Source organism: Methanosarcina sp. 2.H.T.1A.6 (assembly GCF_000979455.1).
GTDB lineage: Archaea > Halobacteriota > Methanosarcinia > Methanosarcinales > Methanosarcinaceae > Methanosarcina.
In genome coordinates, this window is record NZ_JJOY01000030.1 from 168,325 (window position 1) to 185,706 (window position 17,382).

The 17,382-nt window shown below is 41.2% G+C and carries 18 protein-coding genes and 1 CRISPR repeat array (1 of these 19 only partly in view); of the genes, 7 read left to right on the forward strand and 11 right to left on the reverse strand.

The genetic code is table 11. The annotated features are described in order from the left end of the window. Positions 1–822: direct repeats of the CRISPR family, unit length 30 nt; unit sequence GTTTCAATCCCTCTAAGGTCTGATTTTAAC (it extends 1,347 nt beyond the left edge of the window). A 308-nt stretch (positions 823–1,130) separates the two neighbouring features. From cas2 to EO98_RS19565, 6 genes are all read right to left on the reverse strand, one after another. Further along, positions 1,131–1,394: a CRISPR-associated endonuclease Cas2 gene (gene cas2 / locus EO98_RS08470; protein WP_048142888.1), complete on the reverse strand. Its 264-nt coding sequence runs from the start codon at positions 1,392–1,394 to the stop codon at positions 1,131–1,133. A 1-nt stretch (position 1,395) separates the two neighbouring features. Beyond that, complete coding sequence (cas1b, locus tag EO98_RS08475) at positions 1,396–2,397, reverse strand: type I-B CRISPR-associated endonuclease Cas1b (protein WP_048142885.1); 1,002 nt, start codon at positions 2,395–2,397, stop codon at positions 1,396–1,398. Positions 2,398–2,447: 50 nt separating this feature from the next. Beyond that, on the reverse strand, positions 2,448–3,050 hold the full coding sequence (cas4, locus tag EO98_RS08480; protein ID WP_082098531.1) for a CRISPR-associated protein Cas4: 603 nt from the start codon (positions 3,048–3,050) through the stop codon (positions 2,448–2,450). A 23-nt stretch (positions 3,051–3,073) separates the two neighbouring features. Continuing rightward, positions 3,074–3,802, reverse strand: a complete 729-nt coding sequence (cas6, locus tag EO98_RS08485; protein WP_048142883.1) for a CRISPR-associated endoribonuclease Cas6 — start codon at positions 3,800–3,802, stop codon at positions 3,074–3,076. A 645-nt stretch (positions 3,803–4,447) separates the two neighbouring features. Then, entirely contained in the window at positions 4,448–5,167 is a 720-nt protein-coding gene (locus EO98_RS08495; protein WP_048142920.1) for a DNA alkylation repair protein, read from the reverse strand. A 40-nt stretch (positions 5,168–5,207) separates the two neighbouring features. Next, a complete protein-coding gene (locus EO98_RS19565; protein ID WP_369799037.1) occupies positions 5,208–5,336 on the reverse strand; it encodes a hypothetical protein in 129 nt (42 codons plus the stop codon). On the opposite strand from EO98_RS19565, the gene EO98_RS19145 reads away from it, so the two are divergent. Together EO98_RS19145 and EO98_RS08505 are read left to right on the forward strand one after the other, a co-directional pair. Beyond that, positions 5,275–5,424, forward strand: coding sequence for a hypothetical protein (locus EO98_RS19145; protein ID WP_235284782.1), 150 nt, complete (start codon positions 5,275–5,277; stop codon positions 5,422–5,424). The genes EO98_RS19565 and EO98_RS19145 overlap by 62 nt on opposite strands. 35 nt (positions 5,425–5,459) lie before the next feature. After that, on the forward strand, positions 5,460–5,954 hold the full coding sequence (locus EO98_RS08505; RefSeq protein WP_048137076.1) for a GNAT family N-acetyltransferase: 495 nt from the start codon (positions 5,460–5,462) through the stop codon (positions 5,952–5,954). Between the two features lie 148 nt (positions 5,955–6,102). Here EO98_RS08505 and EO98_RS08510 read toward each other — a convergent pair whose 3' ends face one another. Beyond that, positions 6,103–6,459 carry a hypothetical protein gene (locus tag EO98_RS08510; RefSeq protein ID WP_048137072.1) on the reverse strand — a complete coding sequence of 119 codons (357 nt, stop codon included), beginning with the start codon at positions 6,457–6,459 and terminating at the stop codon, positions 6,103–6,105. A gap of 581 nt (positions 6,460–7,040) precedes the next feature. Here EO98_RS08510 and EO98_RS08515 point away from each other — a divergent pair. From EO98_RS08515 to iscB, 5 genes are all read left to right on the forward strand, one after another. Then, positions 7,041–7,871 (forward strand): ABC transporter ATP-binding protein, encoded by an 831-nt coding sequence (locus tag EO98_RS08515; protein ID WP_048137070.1) that lies wholly within the window; start codon positions 7,041–7,043, stop codon positions 7,869–7,871. A gap of 161 nt (positions 7,872–8,032) precedes the next feature. Further along, entirely contained in the window at positions 8,033–8,872 is an 840-nt protein-coding gene (locus EO98_RS08520) for a DUF1638 domain-containing protein (protein WP_048137068.1), read from the forward strand. A 348-nt stretch (positions 8,873–9,220) separates the two neighbouring features. Further along, entirely contained in the window at positions 9,221–10,027 is an 807-nt protein-coding gene (locus tag EO98_RS08525; protein WP_048137066.1) for a DUF1638 domain-containing protein, read from the forward strand. A 314-nt stretch (positions 10,028–10,341) separates the two neighbouring features. Continuing rightward, positions 10,342–12,159, forward strand: a complete 1,818-nt coding sequence (locus EO98_RS08530; RefSeq protein WP_082098532.1) for a glycosyltransferase family 4 protein — start codon at positions 10,342–10,344, stop codon at positions 12,157–12,159. Positions 12,160–12,422: 263 nt separating this feature from the next. After that, the gene (gene iscB / locus EO98_RS08535) at positions 12,423–13,703 is read left to right on the forward strand and encodes an RNA-guided endonuclease IscB (RefSeq protein WP_048160050.1); all 1,281 of its coding nucleotides are present in this window, start codon (positions 12,423–12,425) and stop codon (positions 13,701–13,703) included. Between the two features lie 74 nt (positions 13,704–13,777). On the opposite strand, the gene EO98_RS08540 is transcribed toward iscB, so the two are convergent. The 4 genes from EO98_RS08540 to nikR all read right to left on the reverse strand — a co-directional run bounded on the left by EO98_RS08540 (position 13,778) and on the right by nikR (position 17,195). Continuing rightward, positions 13,778–14,962 (reverse strand): calcium/sodium antiporter, encoded by a 1,185-nt coding sequence (locus tag EO98_RS08540; RefSeq protein ID WP_048141123.1) that lies wholly within the window; start codon positions 14,960–14,962, stop codon positions 13,778–13,780. 174 nt (positions 14,963–15,136) lie between these two features. Further along, on the reverse strand, positions 15,137–15,706 hold the full coding sequence (locus EO98_RS08545) for a GNAT family N-acetyltransferase (protein WP_048141125.1): 570 nt from the start codon (positions 15,704–15,706) through the stop codon (positions 15,137–15,139). Positions 15,707–15,870: 164 nt separating this feature from the next. Continuing rightward, complete coding sequence (locus EO98_RS08550) at positions 15,871–16,440, reverse strand: GNAT family N-acetyltransferase (RefSeq protein WP_082098533.1); 570 nt, start codon at positions 16,438–16,440, stop codon at positions 15,871–15,873. A gap of 296 nt (positions 16,441–16,736) precedes the next feature. Continuing rightward, complete coding sequence (nikR, locus tag EO98_RS08555) at positions 16,737–17,195, reverse strand: nickel-responsive transcriptional regulator NikR (protein WP_048141127.1); 459 nt, start codon at positions 17,193–17,195, stop codon at positions 16,737–16,739. Positions 17,196–17,382 lie beyond the last annotated feature (187 nt).

A 17,382-nucleotide genomic window follows, 5' to 3' on the forward strand; every position in this document is an offset into this window, starting at 1 on the left:
TAAGGTCTGATTTTAACGAGATGGAGCGCATAGATAGATGAATCACTCTATAAAAAAGTATCAATCCCTCTAAGGTCTGATTTTAACGATGCTCTCGTCATATGTAGACGTGTCGTGGTTATGTTTCAATCCCTCTAAGGTCTGATTTTAACACTGAATAGCGATTAACTGACTATACCGAGTAGGCTTGTTTCAATCCCTCTAAGGTCTGATTTTAACCTGATTTGGATACAAAATCGAGAGCTACAAAGAGGCTGTTTCAATCCCTCTAAGGTCTGATTTTAACTAAATTTGATTTTGAACTGTATCAAAGAATTAGGTTGTTTCAATCCCTCTAAGGTCTGATTTTAACTGAAACTTGTAAGTAAGCGCTTACAAGTTTTACAACGTTTCAATCCCTCTAAGGTCTGATTTTAACAAATCCGCATATACATTACTGAATGAATATACAACATGTTTCAATCCCTCTAAGGTCTGATTTTAACATCAAGGATCAATGACGTAATATTGTCTAATGCGTCGTTTCAATCCCTCTAAGGTCTGATTTTAACAGTTTTTGTGATCTTCTCTATTTTGACTATATCATGTTTCAATCCCTCTAAGGTCTGATTTTAACAACCTTTCACTGAAGATACCACTGTAGGAGTAGACGTGTTTCAATCCCTCTAAGGTCTGATTTTAACCAGTATTGAATTTTCTGTCACCCTCCCTGCTCTGTCGGAGTTTCAATCCCTCTAAGGTCTGATTTTAACTCTTCTGATACATCCTCAATTGCCGGGCCCTATATAAACAGTTTCAATCCCTCTAAGGTCTGATTTTAACCAAGGAAATTTTCCCCGAATTTAGGCAAATTAGATGCAGGATCCTTTCAAATGGTAGCTGAATAATTCGGGTTTATGATGCTGTTTTTAGGCAATTGTATTTGGTGCTGTACAATATAAAAGTATTCTTTTCTTAATGGAGATTCAAGAGGAATTCTCGGGGATCGTTCTTCTGGCGTTTCATTTATAAAGATCCACGAAAAAAGAAAAGAACCCGAATCTACAGACAGTGGAGTTATAATAAATATATAAATAAAGTGTTGGATCTTGCGTGAAAGCTTAAGTAGTGAAATACACAGATGTGGCAGATCAAATTATGTTGCTTGTATCTGCTTTTGGAGTTCCGAGATTTTCTATTCCAAGGTATTTTTTATCTCTGGAACTGTAGAAGATAATGTGATCATGGCTTTCTTCAATTAGTTCCTTAAGCCTTGACTTAATTTTCAGGAATTCGGCTTTTGTAAGTTCACCTTCAAAAACACTATTTTGAACCCAGTTCAGGTATTCCCTTAAAAAGCTTCTCACTTTGTTTACCCTTTCCACTCCTACATCGTACACAATTACCACGTACATTTTACCACCACATTACGAGAGGTTTGTAGTCTTCTGCACCGAGGACATGCTTTGAAAGTTTGTACAGCTCAAGCCGGATAAGGCGTTTGTATGAAACACTCTTGTTAAGGCCTTTGTGTTTGATGGTGGTTTTGAGCTTTTCGTCATATTCTTTGAGGAAAATCTTTTTCCCTTTATCACTCAATAGCATGTTTCCGATTTCTCCCCGGAAGCAGCCGTCATCCAGCATATTTTTGTTGACAAGCTTAAAAATGATCCTGTCTACCAGGATAGGCTTGAAGATCTCGCTTACATCGAGAGATAAAGAGAACCTGCGTTCAAAAGGCTCGTGCAGATACGAGATTGTGGGGTTAAGCTGAGTATTGTAAATCTCTGAAAGGGTCGTGGAATAGACAAGAGAATTTCCAAAACTGATTAGTGTGTTCATTTTGTTATCTGGCGGTCTTCTGGTACGTTTTATTATCCTGTATTCCTCAGGGAATATTTCATCAAGCGCATTGTAGTAGAGTTCCCTAATTTTTCCTTCCGTCCTCATCATGGAAGGTACTGTCTCCGCATCATTCAGCCGGGAAAATTCGGTTTCTATGGAGGTTACATAATTTTCGACTGTATTCTGAATGTCTTCCCGGTTTCTTGCATAATATTTGAGGTTTTTCAGGATATTCCCACAGGCACCTTCTATAAATTTTCCAGCAAGATCCAACCGTTTTTCGGGATCAAGGTAATATTCAGCCTGCCGTATAACCAGATCTCCACTGATTAGGGTCTCCCGTGGATACATCGAACCCTCATAGAAGCCGTAGTAATTGAAAAAATGAATCGGAATTCCTTCTTTTGAGAGGTAGGAAACAACTCCTGAAGAAAACGATAGGTTTCCGTAGGCGAAAATAGAACTTATTTTGTTTATTGGCAGGATCTTTCTGCCTTCTTTGTTTTCAAAATAGACCGTGTTTTCTTTTCTCTTCAAAATTCCGTCCTGTAAAATGTAAAAATCTTCCCGGATTCTTTTACCCCCTCTTACTTCTAAATATTATCACGATTTCTCTGGTTCGTTCATGCTCCATCTTCGTCGCCCTTACCACAGAAACAAAATTCCTGATAAGCACATTTTAAACAGATTTTTTTGTGCATTGGTGCAGGCATTGAGCTAAGAACTATTTTTTTAATCTCCTCAATATCTCTTTCAGTATTGGCTTCGTCTTCTGCATTCATTTCAATTTTCTCTGTTTTATTCAGCAGAGGATAATTTAAAATTCCTACTGCATCAAAACCTCTTTTCTTGAGGTAATAAAGGTAAAATAAAAGCTGAGCTCTATCCGCAGCATCCATTTTTTTGCTTTTTTTGATTTCGTGAATCTCAATTCTTTTTCCTGTTTTCACAAAATCAATGCTTATACCATCAATGGTAACATTTTTAAGATTCTTCTTATAACGGTCTTCGTGCAGAATCTTTCCCAGGGAAACATTATCGTTCTCCCTCTCAAGATTTATATTATGAGAAAAAAGCCAGAGTTTTGTCTTGCAGATATGATAGTAATTTACCTTAACTCCAGTAATCCGAACTGAGTCCAGGAAAACCTCTGCATATATATTTGTTTCAGGCCCATCATTCAGCTCTAAACTATAATCTGTATCTTTAACAGATTCATCGTTCACTCCAAAATCCCCTTACCTTGTGTTTACTTCAATATATCCACACACCCAAACCCCATAGCGTTTTTTTCGCCCAGCCCGGCGTCATACGCAAACTCCAGGAGTTCCGGGTTTGCAGATAGAGATAAGTCCATCAAACTGCAGCGTCTATAATTGTTTTCCACCGTTACGCGCTTGGGCTTGAAGTTTGGAATACCCATAATTTCGAAAAAGTCCTTATCGATTTTTGATCCGTAGAATTCTTCATATCGGGCAACTAGATTCTTATGCAGGTTTTCGTGAAACTTTGAGTCTTTAGGGTACAGATCGAACTCTACCAACCGTTCTTCCTGTTTTCTCAGGGTTTTTAAGTAAATAGGAGAAAGGGTCCTGAAGGTACATGTATCCGAAAAATGCATAACAGGAAGAACTTCAATTCTGTCAATTATAAAGCTGGTCTTATTTTCATTGTTCCCGAGAAAAAATTCAGGTTCAAGCAAAAGTCCTTCTGCAAAACTTCTTATAAACTCTGGGTCAGGAGATGAAAGGAAAAAATGAGCCTTCCTGAAGTTTAACCCGTTTTTTTCAGGAATTCGGTCGTCAAGAATAAGGTTTGAAAACGTATAAAATTTAAAACCTTTCTTACTATGAGTTTTATCTGCAAGCTCTACATTTGAGGCAGCTAATTTTAAGTACAGCATTGAGGCAAGACCATACTGATAATCGTAATGGAGCGGACCGGGAGATATTTTTTTTATACTTACCCTGCATCTCATAAACAACTATTAGAACTTTCGGTATTTATAACTGAAAGTATTGTGAGTAAAAGCATAAATTAATAGGCTTTTTTCTGCAGAATTTTTCCAGTCCAAATGACCTCTACTCCTTCCCCTCAATTCTCAAATATTCACATTTTATCTCCAAAAATAAAAATAAAGAATCTCTGACACATTACATTCTCGGGGGAAGCATAGAAAGAGAAGAGAGAGGGTAAACTTTCTCATTAAAACTTAGGTAGTGTTAAACTGTTATTATTACTGAGCAAATAGAAAAAAATACTTGTGAAGACATTCAATTAATTGGCAGACAGACAAAGATTGCACAAATGGATCCGCCTGCAGACCAGACTGCCGGCAAAATATATGGGAACAAGAAAACTAAGAAATATGGGGGAGAAAGGAGTTCAAAGATGCAGTATGGGGGTACTGTATCAGAAAAACTCCCTGCTCCCTTAAATTTTCTTAGCCTTCAATCTGCTCTTCTCTCAGTCTACTCTTCTCTCGGTCTGTCTTTCTCTCAGTCTGCTCTTTCTGCTCTGTTCTGTATCGCCTGTTCATTAACAAAATATTCAATCGCGATTTTCCGGTTTTCATTTTTGATTTTTCCACAGCCTAACTTTCCACAATTCATTTTTCCGCAGCTTATTTTTCCATAGCCTTAGCCCGGAGGTCTTCAGGGAATTTTTCGATTGCGTACCTGAGGGAGGTCCTGGGCATTTCTTTTTTGTTTTTCATGACATAATCGAAGACTTCCTGCAGGTGGGATTTGCTGGCTTCTTTCAGCATCCAGCCATAGCCTTTCCGGACGAGGTCGTCTTTATCTGTGAGGAGAAGGTCTGAGATTTCGAAGATATCCGGCAGGAAAAGGCCTTTTCTTGCAGGCAGGACAAGAGTTACTGCGGACGCACGCCTGAGCCAGCGGTTGTCCGATTGGGTCCAGAGCTTGAGGTTTTCAATATAAGGTGGGAATTTTTCGATAAAAAAGCCGACTGTGTGGTTGCAGAGGGTGTCGCATTTCGCCCAGTTGTTAACGTATTTTTCGACCCAGTGCTCAAAAACAGAGAAGTCGGCTTCGGTGTATTCGGCTCTTACCTGGTATGCCCATTCGAAGGCGATATAGGCTTCCTCGCAGTAGTCCGACTGAAGGAGTTCTTCACACAGGAAAAATATATTTTTTTTGTCTGCCTGCCCTGCATTGTTCAATTCCTTTAAATAGTCCTTTGCGATTTTTCCGACAGCAGAAGACTTAACCCCATAGCACTTCACTTCCTCTTTAAAAAAGCGGCAACAACTATTTTTTGTCTTTTCGTCAACGCTTCCGGCTAAGTCCTTCCTGACCCTGGATACGACATCGGTTTGCACAGTTTTGTATTTAATCAAAGGTTTACTTATATCTTGTTTTTCAGGCACGAGAAATGGTCAGATATGAGAAAGATACGCTGATCCGGATAAAAGGTACGCTGACTCGGATGAGATCTGTTGAAATAAGATCTGTTGAAATAAGATCTGTTGAAATAAGATCTGTTGAAATAAGATCTGTTGAAATAAGATCTGTTGAAATAAGATCTGTTGAAATAAGATCTGGAAAAAAATCCGGAAAGAAAAATGGAAGGCGTTAAAAACATTTTTCATGAGGAAAGCTCAATTTTCCATCATGCCTCAAGTAAAGATTCGCCCTCAGGAACTTTCCGATGCCAAGCGTTTTTTTGAAATTTTAACACACACGGACTTTGAGTTTATAGAAATCCCGATCGAAACCCTTGAGGATGAAAAGCGATTCCTGAATCTGAGCGAGGTAAAAAGAAAAACCAATTTTGAACACAACTATTCAATTCTTTTGGACGGAAAACTTGTAGGACTCTGCGGGATCAGGATAGACCAGCACAGGCCGTGGGCGGGGGAAATAGGTTATCTTGTGGATAACGCTTACCAGGGACAGGGTGTTGCAACCGAAGCTGTAAAGCAGCTTGAGAAAATTGGTTTTGGGGAACTGAAATTACAGAGGATTGTTATCCTGATGGATATTCGAAATCTCGCAAGTGAGCAGGTCGCCCGGAAGTGCGGGTACGAAAAAGAAGGGGTTGCAAAAAAGATCCACAGAATAAGAAAAGAGTATTATGACTGCTTCGTATATGCCAAAACCATGTGAGCAGCAGGTAAGCAAGTAAGCAGCAGGTAAGCAGCGAGCAAGTAACAGGGCAACAACAGGTAAGCAGTAAAAATAGAGTTCAGATCGACCAGTGGGAAAAAATAAAAAATGAAGAAACAGGGCCTGAATTCGGAGGGTCTGTAATAACTCAGACTAGCCCCACAGTTTCTATAAGGCTGACTCCGTACCAGACTACCATAAGGTTGTTTATCGTTACCAGGATGCCTACGGATTCTATTATGTGTTTTGTGAGAGCCCAGCGTCCCTTTGACGTTTTTATAATCGGAGCTACGTAAAAGAGCAAAACGACAAATGCAATTTTTATAAGCAGGAGATGATAAATTCCGTACTTTTCCAAGATCATTGCAGGAACAGGGTTATATTCTGCACCGAACGGCAACGCGTAAAAGGTAGAAGCCCAGTCTCCGATCACATAGAAAAGGATGATAAAACGGATATCGTAAAGAAAAGACCTGAACGAACTCCGAATATAGCTAACTTTCAACAAAAACCCCCTCGAGTACTTCTCTGTTTTTCGGTTAAAGCGACTTTAGATTATAAGATTATATAAACGTAAGAAACTAAGATAGAGGTTTACAAATTTTAGGAAGGGGGACGTAGCTTGTTTTAAGAATATATAAGATGTTTACTGGCTGTCGAATATGGAAAGAATGTTTAAACAAACTTAAATAAGCTAATAAACAGGACAATATTTAGTACACAGTGTTTTTTAGAGCTAAAATAAAAAAAGAAAACTTAAAGGCGCTTGAAGTTGTTTCTGAGAAAATTCCCGACATCAGCCCGAACAGATGCCTGGGGTTTCCAATATTAGACGGAACGGATTTTTTATGATCTCGCTTTCTGACCAGTTAAGGAAATTTCTGCAAGTATGGAAAAGATTTAAAAAGGGGAATTTCGACTAAAAGGAAAACTCTGACGAAAAGATAATTCCAGAAATAAGTAATCCGGCAAAAAGTAATCCGGCAAAATCAGAAGTGAGAGCCCTGCTGGAGAAACGGCTAAAGTACGGGCTGAAAGTGTAAAGTACGGGCTAAAAATCTGATTTCAAACTAAAAGATGATACTAATGGCTGAACAATTGGCTGAACAATTACAAAACCCGGGGATGGAAAACTTCCCCTCCCTGCTGGAAATGAAAAATGTTACGGTGATCAGAGGCGGAAAAAAGATCCTTGACTCCGTATCCCTTTCCGTCAAACCCGGAGAACATGTTGCAATTATCGGGCCCAATGGCTCTGGCAAGTCCTCCCTGATAAAGACATTAACAAAAGAATATCACCCACTGGCAGGAGCCGACGGGCTCGTACTGAAAATCATGGGTAAGGAGACCTGGAATGTTTTTGAGCTCAGGAATTTACTCGGGATAGTCTCCGGGGAACTCCAGCAGACGTGCTGCCGCCAGATCCGGGTCCTTGATGTAGTGCTCTCCGGGTTTTTCAGCAGCATAGGCATATATTACAACCACAAAGTGACCCCTGAAATGGAAGCCAGAGCAGAGGAGGTTCTGGAGTTCCTTGAGATTTCCCACCTTGCAGACCGATCGATGTGCGAACTTTCCACAGGAGAAGCAAGAAAAGTTCTGATAGGGAGAGCTCTTGTGCACGACCCGCAGGCTCTCTTCCTGGACGAGCCCGCAAACAGCCTTGACCTAAAAGCCCTTCACAGTTTCCGCGAAAGTGTCCGGAAAATTGCGCTTTCAGGCAAAAGTGTGATTCTTGTCACCCACAACCTGCAGGATGTCATTCCCGAAATCAGCCGTGTGGTCCTCATAAAGGAAGGGAAAGTCTTCAAGGACGGGAAAAAGGAGGAGATCCTGACAGATGCAAACCTCTCGGAACTTTTTTCCCTCTCCGTAAAAGTCCTGGAAAAGGAAGGTTACTACCAGACCTGGAGCTAAAGAAAAGCAGATTCCGGCTCCAGCCCTGAAAATCCACCCTTTTCAGAGCTTACCGGGACAGAGGAAAAGGATTCAAAATTTAAAAACCCACGTTTTCCGCTAAGAGTTATTAGCTCTCCCGATAAGGATATTCTTTAATAGTCCCGGATAAAGTCTATATCATGACAGTGATGGGCATAATAGGCTGCAGGATCTTCGAGGATGAAATTGTTCATGTGCTTTCAAATGACCTTGAAGTGGAAAGAATTTACCTCGTAAAAAACGAAGAAAACATCGGCCTCCTGCACAAACTTGAAGCTCAGGGGCTTGAGTCAGTGGTCCTTCCTGTTTACGAGATCAGGGCTTGCCTGGAGCAAAGTGATGAATTCAGCGTCATTGTCCAGCTTCAGGAGATCGGGCTCCATATGAACCCTTCCGGACTCAAAAGTAAAACATATACAAACCTGAGCCTGATGTCCGGGTTTGCAGACGGGATCCTCCTTTTTTACGGGTTCTGCGGGCATGCGTTTTCCCGGATGCAGACAGATTTTGCGCGTACCGGATGCTCTCTACAACTGCTGCAGGACAGAAGCACAAGCGACACGGCCCGACCCCTTGAAGACTGCATTGCAGCGGCCCTTGGAGGCAGTTCCCGCTACCGGGAAATTCTGAAAAGCCACAGTGATACATTTTTCTTAACCCCCATGTGGGCCGTAAACTGGAAAAACGCTTTCGGAGTGGATGATAAACTGCATCCGGGTTTTGAATTCACCCCTGAAAACCTGAGAGAACTCGGGTATAAAAAAGTTGCAAAGGTCGACACAGGGCTTTCCTATGAACCCGATTTTGAGAAAAAAATAGAAGAATTTGCGCTTAACTTCGGTTTCGAAGTCATAGAATTTGAAGGCAGCACTGAAATAGCGCAACAATCATACAGTCTAATGCAAAATATGCTGCTCAGGCCCCACTTAAAGCCTGAAAATATTTTGTTCAAAAAGAGCTTAAAGAGTTTTAGTACCTGAGGATTGACTCAAAAACAATTAACTTTTTTGAAATTCGAAACTATCTGGAAGGCATTACGTCAAGTTATTGAAATATACCAGATGGTTAATTAGTGCATTTTAATAACGCTCATGTATATAAGGATACACTGAAAATAATAACTGGATATTTTTAAAAGTAAAAATATAGCTTTGTAGAAAACCTGATTTGTAGAAAACCTGATTTGTAGAAAACCTGATTATATGATTTTTTTAAGAATATAATTTTTAAGAACATTATTCTGGATATTACATGAAATCCCTCAGGGGCCGCCCTGTCAGCTTTCAAAATGAGAAAACAATGAGTTGCACATGCCAGAGGAATTAAACATGCCAGTAATGACTATAATAGGGTGCAGGATGTTCGAAGACGAGATAATGCACCTTCTTGAAAACGACCCCGAGATTGGAAAAGTGCTCGTCGTGGAAAACGAAGACTGCAGCGGTATCATGAGAAAGATGGCCGAAGCAGGAATTGCACACACTGCTATCCCCTTTGAAGAGATTCCCGAAAAATCGGCAGGGGAAGATAGAGGTTTAACCCTGATTATATACATGCTTGAGCTTGCCCTGCATGCAATCCCTGAAAACCTTAAAAAAACCGTTTATTCGAAAGTAGAACTTGTGGCTCCCCGTTCGGATGGAGTCCTGCTCTTTTACGGGCTTTGCGGAAACGTACTCGGAAACATTGAAGAAGACTTCAAAGCCCTGGACTGCAAGGTCTGCATCCTCAAAGAAGAAAACGGAGAAATCGTGGATGACTGCATCGGGGCTGTGCTCGGAGGCAGGGGACAGTACCTCAAAGCCCTGAAAAACTGCAGAGGAGTAGGGACCTTTTTCATGACCCCCATGTGGGCTGTGAACTGGAGGGAAATGATCCGGACTGCAGGCCTGAGCCAGAACCCGGATGATATTAAGATGTCAAAGTTTGTCTTTGACTATGCGGGTTACAAAAAAGTTGCAAGATTAAATACAGGCCTTGCCTATGAAAAAGACTTTGATGCCTGTGTAAAGGAATTCTCTACCCTCTTTGAGTTTGAGGTTACAGACCTCGAAGGGACTCTGCAGCTTGTAGATAATTGTTACGCAAAAACAAAAGCTTCAGTGCTCGATGCCTGCCCTCGCACCCATGCCTAAAAAGGGGTCTGAAAAGCTCATTTTCCGGCCTCATCCCAGTCCTTGAATTTTTCGTTCATTTTTCGTTCTTTTTTTCTTTATTTCATTTAAGCAAAAACCAATAGCCGGTCGAAATCCTTAGAAAGGGATTTCAGATCGGCTCTGGAACTTATATTGAGTTTACAGTTTTCAGTCTTACACTTATTACCTTATGATCTCAGCCTTACCGTCCCCTATCAGTTTCCTTTATCAATTTATAAGTATTAATATTCAAAGGCAAATTGAAAAAGGACACGAAATCTTAACTGCAAAAGACCTGAGGGGGAATTCAGGAGTTGGGAAACCATTTCATAATAATTACCGGAGAAGAGGCAGGTCCTGCATCAAACAAAATGGGCGGGATCTGGAACGTCATTAATGAAGAGGCACATAGCCTTGCGGCTCTCTTTGACTCCGGAAAACTCAAGGCAAAAGAAGACACGGAAATCCTTGTTGCAGGGCCATATTTCGGGCACAGGGGCGCGGACTGGAACCGGGGCTTGAGCAGAATTACGGATATGAACGGGCTTGATCCTCTCAGCACTGACGGAGAGCTAGAGAAAAATCTGAAAGCCCTTGAAAACGAAGGCATAAAAGTTTTCACAGGAGAAGAAATGGTAGGAAAAACCCGAATAGGTTACCTGCAATTTCAGACCTCTGATTTTGGAAAAATCCGCTCAGCATATATGGGAAAAGAGATGACTCTCGAAAGCAGGGTAAAAACCGAAGCCTATGAACTCCTGGGGCTTGACTCCCTGAGATATGAAAGCATGCCAAATGGCGCGGAATATACCCATTACCTTTCTCTTTCACATTCGATTTCCGAGCTTATCCGGCTCCTTGTAAGTTCGGCTCCCAAAACTGCCGACACCTGGGCAGAAGAGGCAGACTCGGGTAAAAATATAATTCCCTGTCCCGGGGTTTCCCTGCACTGCCATGAGTTCGGAGTATTTTATGCGCCTGCGAGACTTAAGAAACTGGGAGTCCCGATAAATACTGTCGCAACCCTGCACGCTACCCTTCCTGGCAGAGCTGCCGGATATAACTCCATTCAAAAAAGAAGAAACAATGACAGTACATGGCCTCCAGGTGTGCCTGAAAACCTTTCCTCCCTCGAAGCCCTTGCCCTTTACGCAGACACGGTTACGGCAGTAGGGGAATCTACGCGTCAGGAAGCCAGACTTTTTTACGGGATTAACGGGATTGTCATCAGAAACGGGATAACCATCGCATCCGAGAAAATAGACTGGAACCGGAAAGAACACTGCCTCGGACAGATCCGGAATTTCCTTTCCGAAAACCTGTACAGATATCACGGAGGGGAAAAGATCGAACCCGAAAAGATCATTCCCATTTTCACAATCTCCCGCATAGAAATCGAAAACAAAGGATACCCTGACCTTCTAGATTCCCTTGTGGCTCTCGAGCATGTAATAAGGAACAGCATCCTGGAAGGGCATATGGAAGAGGGGATAAAGGTAATCTGCTTCCTTGTAGCTGCAGAAGGCCCAAAAAATAACCTCCCGGAAGGGTTTCCGGTAAACCTGCCAAAAGATGTGCTTGTAGGAAACGAGCTGAGGCTTCAGCAGATGATAGAGGAGAGAGGGCTGGATTTTCCGAAAATGGTAAGGGGAAAACGTTCCGTTGCTGCGTTGCTCTATCCCCAGATTATCTCAACAGAGGACGGAGGGCTGGGAATGGGAGTGAGGGACTTTATGGCAGGCTGCTGTGCCGGAGTTTTTCCCTCCCGCTACGATCCGTTCCTGCTCACGGGGCTTGAAGCCGGAAGAGAGGGCACCCCAAGCGTGGTAAGCCGGGTCTGCGGTTTCAGTGATGCCATAAAAACTATTGAGTCCCTGGTAGAAGGTCTTGGTGGAGTAATAGTGGTAGACAACATAGACCTTTCTTACTATGAGACAGTCCTTGACTACGCCCTGGCAGTCAGTTACTTTACCAGAAATTTCGTAGACGACCGGGTGAAATACAAACTTCTCTGCAGGGAAGCTTTTCTCCTTGCAAAGGATATGGACTGGGAAAACCCTACAGAACAGTATTATGAACTGATAAGCGGGGCACGCTTCTGTAAGCAGGAAAGTCAACTACCCCTGAGCTAAAGACTCAGGGGCTTGTCTAACAAGCCCTGGTTGACCAGATCACCGATTAGGAGCAACGGAAAATCGGTAAACGATAGGAAAGAATACATAGTTACCCTTGAATGTCGCCTCAGTTTAAGGCTCTAAGGATGCCGGTTAAACAGTCCTGAGAGGTAGGGACAGTGCTTGCATCGTTAAACCTTTCCATATCAGATCGAGAGGAGGACGGATTCCTGAATTGACTCCACAATTCGGATACGCATAACTCTTCGGAGGAAAACTATATGTTAGTTTTCGTAATCAATCAAAACAAAAAACCACTGATGCCCTGCAAACCCTCAAAAGCCAGAAAGCTACTGCAAGCAGGCAAAGCAAAAGTGGTCCGAAATACGCCATTCACAATCAAGTTACTTTTCAGAAGCAGTGGCTATACTCAACCTGTAACTGCAGGGATGGATACCGGCTCTAAGGTAGTGGGCTGTGCAGCCATTGCTAACGGAAAAGTGTTGTATCAGTCCGAAATCTACCTGAGAGAAAACGTTTCGAAAAAGATGGAACAACGGAAGATGTACCGGAGAACCCGGAGAAGTCGGAAGACAAGGTATAGACCCGCAAGATTTGATAACCGGGGAAATTCAAAGAAAGAAGGAAGATTGGCTCCTTCTATCCGAAGCAAACTTGAAGCTCATTTCCGGGAAAAGAGGTTTGTGGAATCCCTGCTTCCTGTAACCGAGTGGAAGGTAGAACTTGCTTCCTTTGATATTCACAAAATAACAAATCCGGAAGTTTCCGGGATCGGATATCAGGAAGGGGACCTTAAAGGGTTCTACAATATCAAAGCTTACGTTCTGGACAGGGACGGATACACCTGCCAGCACTGCAGGGGAAAGTCAAAGGATTCCAGGCTGCATTGCCATCATATCGTTTTCAGGTCACAAAAGGGAACAGATGCACCGGAAAACCTGATAACGCTCTGTGAAACCTGTCACAAAGCCCTGCACAATGGAGAATTCAAGCTTTCAGGGAAAAAGTCAAAAACAAAACATGCAACAGAAGTAGGCATTATCAAATCCCAAATCCGGAAATCAGGTTGGAATTTTGCAGAGACTTTCGGGTACGAAACCAAGTACAGGAGAGAGCAGGTATTGAAGCTGTTAAAAACACATTACTTTGATGCTGTTGCTATTTGTTGCAGGGACGAACAGAAAGTAGAGGTAGAAGAGTCTGTTTTTTTAAAAAGAAACGTTAGCAAGGGGGATTACCAGCAAAGGACAGGAAAAAGATCCGAAAAGAAAATACATACGGGGAAACTGTTCAACCTGAGAAAATTCGATCTTGTAAAAACGAGTAAGGGAATTGGGTTTGTCAAAGGCAAAAGGTCTTCCGGATTCTTTGCTATTTCGGATATGTTTGGAAACAAAATCTCAGATAGTGTTAACGTGAAGAAAATTTGTGAACGATTGAGGGCCAGGACAAGTACATTAATTCAACAGAGCAGGACGGGGAAGTTTACGCATTCCTCCCCTGAGCTAAAGACTCAGGGGTTTCCTGCTGAGGGTTTATGAAATCCTCAGAAGCCATATTTTTGAAATGCAGGAAGGCTTTAGCAAAAATAGATGTGTTTCTTCAGGGTGGTAACTCATCCGAGGCGGAAGATGAAAAACATGAATCCGGAGTAGAGAAGGAAAAGGATAAGCCCTTCAAACCTTTTTATTCTCCAGCCTGTCCGGATAAAGAGGAGAAGCAGGAGACTGATAAGCAGCATGAAAGGTGTTATGTAATAGACACTGATTTCGGTTACTGTGAGAGGGTGAACAAGTCCCGAACAGCCCAGAATCAAGAGAGTATTAGTGATATTTGACCCTATGACGTTTCCAAGAGCTATGCTGGCATAGCCGCTGCGGGCTGCAGAAACCGTTACCATCAGTTCAGGAAGGGAAGTCCCGATTGCAACAAGGCTTACACCGATAAGAGTCTCGGGAACCTCCAGAATCTGGGCAAAAAATATTGACTGCTCTATGAAATACTTTGCCCCGATTATTATAGCAAATCCGCTTGTGACCAGTTTTATAAACTCTATTAAAAGGCTGCTTTCAAAAAGATATTCAGTTTCATTTTCTATCTCAGTTTCATTTTTTATTTCAGTTTCATTTTCGGCTTTAATATCAGTGCAAGTTTTATTCTCTGCCCTAATCACTTCTTCTGTTTTAGTTTCTCTTTCTGTTTCTTCATAGCTTTCTTTTATGGCTTCCTTTATTCTTTTTTCATCTATTCGTCCTCTAATGCCGGTTTCAATCCTTGCTTTTAAATCGAAAATATATTCAAACTTGAAAAAGTAGTGAATAAAGTCTTTGAAATATATATCTTCTTCGTGTTTTTTCACCTTCTCAAGCAGGAACAGAAGATAGGCAACATATAGAAAAAGAAAAATTGAGGCTTCAATCCTTGAAATTCTGAAGTCCAGAACAAAAAGTAAAAAAAGAAAGGCGGAAAATAACATAATATAGCCGTCTCTTCTAAGCATTAGTTCTTCAGTCTTCACATTGGACAGAAGGGCAGCGGTACTCACGACCAGTCCTATGTTTGCGATGTTTGACCCGAGTACATCGCCCATAACTATTCCGCTTGCGTGTTCGAAGGATGCTGTAAGGGAGGAGGCGAGCTCAGGCATAGATGTCCCTATCGATACCAGAGTTAGCCCGATTATAAACTCTGAGACCCCAAACCTCTTAGCAATCCAGGACGAGGACATTACAAACAGGTCTGCCCCCTTTACAAGCAGCAGTAGCCCCCCGATAAAAATAAGGGCGTTAATTAAGTACACATTGAATTGTGAACTCGAGTTTTATTTAAAGATATCCTTTAAGCTGCCGTACCTGATAATATGCTAATAAATGACAACCTGTAAGAAAAGGATAATATCTCATCAGGTAACGCTTTTCAGAAATTAGAAACACTTGCAGGAAAATGCCAATTTTAAAAACAATTGAGGAGTTAATCAGGCAAGTTTTAACTCCATTATATAACAGGTCTCATTCTGGCCGCATATACCTTCTATTTTTTTGATTATCTGAAAATCCATTTTTTCGTACAACTTTATTGCAGGGGTATTTTTTACATTTACATACAGCAGAATAGAGTATATTCCGTTCAGCCTCATTTCCGTTATGCTTTCTTCCAGAAGCGTCCTGCCATATCCTTTTCCCCGGAATTTCTTGTCGATTGCAATTGAGTAAACTACGGATTTCTTTTTCAGTCCTTTGAACGAAAGTTCTGGTTTCAGGTAGTATATACAGTAACCTGCAATTTTGTCCTGGTTTTTAATTACGTAAAAGATTTTTCTGAATTTCTTTGAATATTTTATAAGATTTTCCTGTTTCTTACTATCAAATCCCTCTGCCTGAATTCTAAGAATCTCAGGAAGCATAGTTTCATCTACAGGCAAAATATGTTCCTTTTCGGTATGTTTCCATTCTTTTAGAAGATGAGCCCCGATTGTATCCCGCAGTAGTTTCAGAAAACTCGCAAAATATGAAAATAATCTCATGTAAATTTGTGTGGGATCCATAGAATCACCTTAAAGTGGAAAGCCATTGATATAATTCTCCGTGGGTTTTGTTGCTGCTATTAAAAGAAACTCTTTCCTTTGCTGCAGATATAAAGTTATGAACTACAGGCATACTGAACTGTAAAACCGAATTTTTATATAAATATACCCTCTGAGTCCTGAAATCAAAAAAGTTTAAGTTCCATTTTGTAGCACATCTCCTTTTGTCCACATACGTTTTCTACTTCTTTGATTATCAAAAAGCCCGTTTTCTCGTATAATTTTATGGCAGGGGTATTGTTTACGTTTACGTACAGGAGGACAGACAATACCCTATTCAGCTTCATTTCCCTGATGCTTTCTTCCAGAAGCTTCCTGCCAAATCCCTTCTTTCTGAATTTACTATCAATTGCGATCGAATAAATTACAGATTTTTTCTCAAAACCCCGGGATGAAAAAACCGGTTTCAGGTGATATATGCAGTAGCCTATTACATTATCTTGGCTCTTAATTACATAAAAGACTTTTCTGAATTTCTGTGAATATTTTATAATTTCCCCCTGCCTTTCATTTTTAAATCCTTCTGCCTGAATTCTAAGGATTTCCGGAAGCATGGTATCGTCAACAGTTCCAATATTGTCATATTCAATTTGCTTCCATCCCTTTAAAAGAAAAATTCCTGCGGTATCCCATAGTGTTTTTTTAAAACCTCTTAAATATAGATCTGGCTTTGCGTGGATTTTTGCAAGATCCATATATCTCCTGAAGTGCTAGAATTGAAAGAAATAAAACAATCATTATATATAAATTAAATAAGTTTTTCAGTTCACTCCGCTCATAAATCCTCAGCAAGAAACCCCGGAATCTTTAGCTCGGGGGAGAAACGCGTCAGAAAGGTTTAGCGATGCGAGCACTTCCCTACTTCTCAGGACTGTTTAACTGGTATCCTTAGAGCCTGAAACTGAAGCGGTATTTCAGGGCAACTATTTCTTTCCGATCGGTCCCCTATTTTCCGTTGCTCCAAATCGGGGATCTGATCAACCAGGGCTTGTCAGACACGTCCCTGAGTCTTTAGCTCAGAGATAGTTGACACTGTCCTCTCTTCAGGTACGGTTGTTAATCTGGCGTGCTTAACTCCCTTTAAACTAAGGATTTTTTCAGCCAGTTCCACTATTTTTTCTCCATCCCCTTCGAGGATTATCACTTCAAAGCAGAAATTTTCTTCGATATGGAAATGGACTGAAGAGCTTATCAGATCCATGTATTCATGCTGAATTTCTGCCAAGGCACTTGTTACGCCTTTTTTTGAGCAATCGTATACAATAGAGATGCTTGCAGCCCTTGTGCCCTTTATCTGCTGCATCCATTCATAGTGCTGGTTGTATGTTCTTATGGCATCCCTTATGCCTTCAGAACGTGAGGAGTATCCTCTCTTCATAAGGGCTTTATCAAACTTATCCAGAAGCTCCCCGGGAAGGGAAATCCCTATTCTCATAAGTCTTTTTTCCATACACCTCTCCTGAATATGGTATCCTTTCTGTCAGGCTTTTCTGGCCTCAGTCGTTTTACTGATGAAAAATCAAACCTGTTGACCAAACAGATAAAATCCACCATATATCCTAATCCCCATAAAATATAATATTCAAGGATATATTTAAGATTTTATCGTATTCAGAGACATAAACAGTCACAGGATA

Coding starts and splice junctions, on each gene's coding strand:
- cas2 (WP_048142888.1), bottom strand. CDS start 1,394: ATGTACGTGGTAATTGTGTACGATGTAGGAGTGGAAAGGGTAAACAAA.
- cas6 (WP_048142883.1), bottom strand. CDS start 3,802: ATGAGATGCAGGGTAAGTATAAAAAAAATATCTCCCGGTCCGCTCCAT.
- EO98_RS19145 (WP_235284782.1), top strand. CDS start 5,275: ATGAGATCTGTTGAAATAAGATCTGTTGAAATAAGATCTGTTGAAATA.
- EO98_RS08505 (WP_048137076.1), top strand. CDS start 5,460: ATGCCTCAAGTAAAGATTCGCCCTCAGGAACTTTCCGATGCCAAGCGT.
- EO98_RS08515 (WP_048137070.1), top strand. CDS start 7,041: ATGGCTGAACAATTGGCTGAACAATTACAAAACCCGGGGATGGAAAAC.
- EO98_RS08520 (WP_048137068.1), top strand. CDS start 8,033: ATGACAGTGATGGGCATAATAGGCTGCAGGATCTTCGAGGATGAAATT.
- EO98_RS08525 (WP_048137066.1), top strand. CDS start 9,221: ATGCCAGTAATGACTATAATAGGGTGCAGGATGTTCGAAGACGAGATA.
- iscB (WP_048160050.1), top strand. CDS start 12,423: ATGTTAGTTTTCGTAATCAATCAAAACAAAAAACCACTGATGCCCTGC.
- EO98_RS08545 (WP_048141125.1), bottom strand. CDS start 15,706: ATGGATCCCACACAAATTTACATGAGATTATTTTCATATTTTGCGAGT.
- EO98_RS08550 (WP_082098533.1), bottom strand. CDS start 16,440: ATGGATCTTGCAAAAATCCACGCAAAGCCAGATCTATATTTAAGAGGT.
- nikR (WP_048141127.1), bottom strand. CDS start 17,195: ATGGAAAAAAGACTTATGAGAATAGGGATTTCCCTTCCCGGGGAGCTT.